This is a genomic window from Haloferax sp. s1 (assembly GCF_058382125.1).
This window is the reverse complement of record NZ_JBZRPK010000432.1, coordinates 1-4,567: the sequence shown is the minus strand read 5'-3', so window position 1 is coordinate 4,567 and position 4,567 is coordinate 1. Positions and strand designations below refer to the sequence as shown.

Annotated in this window: 2 protein-coding genes and 1 pseudogene; 2 read left to right on the top strand and 1 reads right to left on the bottom strand. The window is 59.1% G+C overall.

The annotated features are described in order from the left end of the window. Nucleotides 1-1,476 (bottom strand): annotated as a pseudogene (locus tag QT222_RS06000) (PGF-pre-PGF domain-containing protein); the annotation flags it as partial. A 537-nt stretch (nucleotides 1,477-2,013) separates the two neighbouring features. On the opposite strand from QT222_RS06000, the gene QT222_RS05995 reads away from it, so the two are divergent. Together QT222_RS05995 and QT222_RS05990 are read left to right on the top strand one after the other, a co-directional pair. After that, complete coding sequence (locus tag QT222_RS05995) at nucleotides 2,014-2,262, top strand: hypothetical protein (protein ID WP_004059629.1); 249 nt, start codon at nucleotides 2,014-2,016, stop codon at nucleotides 2,260-2,262. A gap of 299 nt (nucleotides 2,263-2,561) precedes the next feature. Further along, nucleotides 2,562-4,567, top strand: a 2,006-nt coding sequence (locus QT222_RS05990; protein WP_491476627.1) for an NADP-dependent malic enzyme, incomplete at its 3' end; no start/stop codon positions are given.

The window sequence follows — 4,567 nt, the reverse complement described above, 5'->3', positions numbered from 1 at the left end:
CGGTTCGACGGTCAGGTTACTGTATTCGAACGTTGCGGGTGACTGCACGTCGAGTGCGAGCGTGTCGTCGGCGAACACTTCGCCACCGGCAACCGCTTTCGAGACGGTTGCGGTGAGCGTCCCGGACGTGTCGACAGGGACCGTCGACACACCGTTGGCGTTCGTTTGCATGCTCGTTCCATCGACCGTGACGTTCGCGTCTTCGACTGTCGCGCCGGTGTCTTCGCGCGTGACAGTGAATTTCACGTCATTGCCTGCGAGCGGGGACGTCGTGTTCGCCGTCAGGTTGAGTTGGACACTCTCTGCGACCTGCAGCGGTTCTCGGTCCGTCACCGAGTTCGTCCCGGACTGGTTCGTCGCGACGTGCATCACGACGTACTCGCCCGCGGGGGCGTCGTCAGCGATGGGGACTTCGACGGTTGTCTGGTTACCCGCAACCTTCGCCACGGCGGAGCCGTGAACCGTCGCCTTTGGGCCGACAACAGAGATGTTGTCGAAATTGGAGGTGGAGTTGTTGAAGCGCTCGAAAACTGACAGGGCCGTCACGCTCCCGGAGTACGACTGCGAGCCGGGAGCGACGCCCATAATATTCGCGTTGGACGGGATGTCACCCGTGCCGTTGACCCGCGCGATTTCGGTCTCGAGCGTGATGTTCGAGCGGTCCGTCGCGTTGATAGTCTGGTCGTACTTCGTGAGGTCGGACTCGTTGAAGATGGCGACCGTGTGAGTGACCTCGGACGCATCGAGCGACGAGGCGTCAACGGAGACTGTCACGTTCTGGCCGTTGCCAGCGAGTTCTGGGACGTCTACTGACGACGAGCCTTCGTGGACGGGGAGGGCGTCGACGCCGACGAAGGTGACGTTCCCGTTCGTTTCGAGGTTACCGTCAGAGTCGGTGTCGGAGAAACCGGTACCGTCATCGACGGTGGCGACCGCGAACATCCAGAGGCCGGACTCGTTGGGCGTAAACGAGAACGAATTCTCGTTTTCGGTTCCAGTTGTCGAGCCGACGACAGACGCGGTCACGTCCTCGTCATTGGTGAGTTTCTGTGCAACAGCGGAGATGTTTCGGGGCACCGAGGCACCCTTTTCCATCTTGGCTGCGACGAGTTGGACTTCTTTCCCGTCGATTAGCTGGTCGTTCGAAACGCCTTCGAAGGTGAAGGGAACCTCCGAACCGGCGTTATAGACGTAGACGGGGTTCTTCTGAAGGTCCTTGTTGGCGACACTCGATTTGACGAACGTGTCGACAGTCTTGACCTTGTACGCCTGGGCCGAATCAAACCGCGAGTCGGACGTGTTCGGCCGAAGCGTGAGAAACGCGCCGTCCCAGACACTGATGTTTTCGGATGCAGTAGTCAGTTGGTCACTGGGAACGGTATCCAGTTGTTGGGCGGGTGGTCCGCCTGGCTGTACCTCATGTGTGGCACTCCCGAGACTTGCAGATACGGGGCCTGCAAAGACCGAGATTACCATTATGAGTGTGAATGCGAGACTCAACCCTTGTTGGGAGAGCCTGCGGTAGCGACTCATATATCTCTCAACTAATAGAATCGTCATAATACTTTTGAATATCAGGGTATTTGAACTGTCTTCATCAGGGCCACTGTATCCACCAAATTCTGCTAATCGCATGCCGTCACGGTGAACGAAAAATGAACCCGTTGTATTTATTCTATCTAACAATCACCTATGTTACATCTATGTCGAAGACTGTTACAGAAAGGTAACCAATGGTCCGAACCAATCCCAACGGAGTCCATACCTGACCGAAATCGTCGGAGTTCCTGCCTCTCCAACCAAGTATAACAAACATACGTATATCATACTAGGCAGGTCGTCGCCCCCGTGACGAGCCTTTTAAATGAATCAACCCCGAGCCGTGAGTGATGTGATTTGAGAAATAATTATGTCAGTGGTGGTTAAAGAGTTATTCGAACTGCTCAAGCAGTACCTCGAAAAGAGGGTGGGTTACTGCTGTGAGTTATCGACACAGGTGTGGGTTGTCAAAGCATGGCCAACAAGAAATTCGATGCAGGGGACGTTGTACCGGTGGAAATCTACTCAGCTCCCGACGGCGAGAGCGAAGTTGAGTTCGCCGTCTCCGTCGAGGTTTACGACGGGTTCGGGAGTGCGAAGCACATCTATCCGACAGAACAAATCGACCGTGCCTCCGACCTGTTCGCCGAGGACAAGTCCGACGGAATCACAGTCAACGATGAAGTAAGACTGTACACGATTCCGCACGACGAACTTCGGTGAGCCTGCGCGGACAGTTTCACGGTCGTTTTCGGGTTGTTCACTCGTCGGCTGCGGGTGTTATTCGAAGGTGTGACGTGAGTCGGTTGCGGTAAACCGGAAGGAATCACGTTTCGCCGCATTCGTGAGCGATGCGGTCGGTCGCTGTGAGAGGACTGTGTAGCCTGCTCTGCAGACAACCTACACAATCATAGTCGTGCTCACAAAACTACTCACTGAGCTATTGCTTTATCCAATGCATTTTCTCAGCCCTCGCTGTTGGAGCGAAGAGGCTACATTTCTCAACGACTGCATCACGATTAATGACACTCGAGGACGACGCCCGAGACTACCACCGCCGACCACCGTCGGGGAAAATAGAGATTGCCACGACGAAGCCGACGAACACGCAGCGCGACCTGAGCCTCGCGTACTCCCCTGGTGTGGCGGCCCCGTGTCTCGACATCGCAGATGACGAAACGGTCGCGTACGACTACACGGCAAAGGGAAACCTCGTGGGTGTCGTCTCGAACGGCTCTGCGGTCCTCGGTCTCGGCGATATCGGCGCGCAGGCGTCGAAGCCGGTCATGGAGGGCAAGGGCGTCCTGTTCAAACGCTTCGCCGACATCGACGTGTTCGACGTCGAACTCGGCCTCGATGACCCCGAGTCATTCGTGCAGGCCGTCGCGGCGATGGAACCGACCTTCGGTGGCATCAATCTCGAAGACATCAAAGCGCCGGAGTGCTTCGAAATCGAGGCCGGTCTCCGCGACGAAATGTCGATTCCCGTCTTCCACGACGACCAACACGGCACGGCCATCATCTCCGGAGCGGCGCTCTTGAACGCCGTCGATATCGCCGACAAAGACCGCTCCTCGCTACAGGTCACTTTCGCGGGTGCGGGCGCGGCAGCGACGGCGACAGCCCGGTTCTACGTCTCGCTCGGCATCCCCCGCGAGAACATCACGATGTGCGACATCGACGGAATTCTCTCGGAGCGTCGCGCCGACGCAGGCGACCTCAACGAGTACACCGAACCCTTCGCCCGCGGCGTCGACGACGGCGAACTCGAAGATGCGATGGAAGGTGCGGACGTGTTCGTCGGTCTCTCTGTGGGCGGCATCGTGAGTCAGGACATGGTCCGGTCGATGGCCGACAATCCCATCATCTTCGCGATGGCGAACCCGGACCCCGAGATTACCTACGAGGACGCCAAGAACGCCCGCGACGACACGGTCATCATGGCGACGGGTCGCTCGGACTACCCGAACCAGGTGAACAACGTTCTCGGCTTCCCGTTCATCTTCCGTGGCGCGCTCGACGTGCGCGCGACCGAAATCAACGAGGCGATGAAGCGCGCCGCCGCCGAGGCGCTTGCAAACCTCGCTAGACAGGACGTTCCTGACGCCGTTGTCAAAGCCTACGGCGACGAACCGCTGCAGTTCGGTCCCGACTACCTCATCCCCAAACCGCTCGACCAGCGCGTGCTTTACGAAGTGACGCCTGCCGTCGCCGAGGCGGCGATGGAAAGCGGTGCGGCACGCCGCGAGCGTGACCTCGACGCGTATCGCGAAGAACTCGAAGCGCGCCTCGGCAAGTCCCGCGAGATGATGCGCGTCGTCCTCAACAAGGCGAAATCCGACCCCAAGCGGGTCGCGCTCGCGGAGGGAGAAGACGAGAAGATGATTCGCGCGGCGAGTCAACTGGTCGAAGACGGCATCGCCGAGCCGATTCTCATCGGGCGCACGACGGAGATTCTCCGGACGGCCGAAGAACTGGGCCTCGATTTCGACCCGACCATCGCCAACCCCCACGACGGCGAGTGGAACCACTACGTCGACCACCTCTACGAGCAACGCCAGCGGAAGGGCCTCACCCGAACCGAGGCGGCCGAACTCGTCCAACAGGACTCGAACCACTTCGCCAGCGTGATGGTCGATATCGGCGATGCCGACGCGATGCTCACGGGTCTCACGCATCATTACTCATCGGCGCTTCGACCGCCACTCCAGCTTATCGGCACCGCCGAGGACGCGACCTACGCCGCTGGCGTCTACATGCTGACGTTCAGGAACCGCGTGATTTTCTGCGCTGACGCGACGGTCAATCTCGACCCCGACGAAGAGGTGCTCGCCGAGGTGACGAAACACACGGCCGAGCTCGCCCGCCGGTTCAACGTCGAACCGCGCGCCGCCCTCCTCTCGTACTCCGATTTCGGCAGCGTCAATAACGCCGGTACCGCCAAGCCACAGAATGCAGTGAAACGCCTGCACGACGACCCCGAAGTGGACTTCCCGGTCGACGGCGAGATGCAGGCCGACACGGCCCT

Coding starts and splice junctions, on each gene's coding strand:
- QT222_RS05995 (WP_004059629.1), top strand. CDS start 2,014: ATGGCCAACAAGAAATTCGATGCAGGGGACGTTGTACCGGTGGAAATC.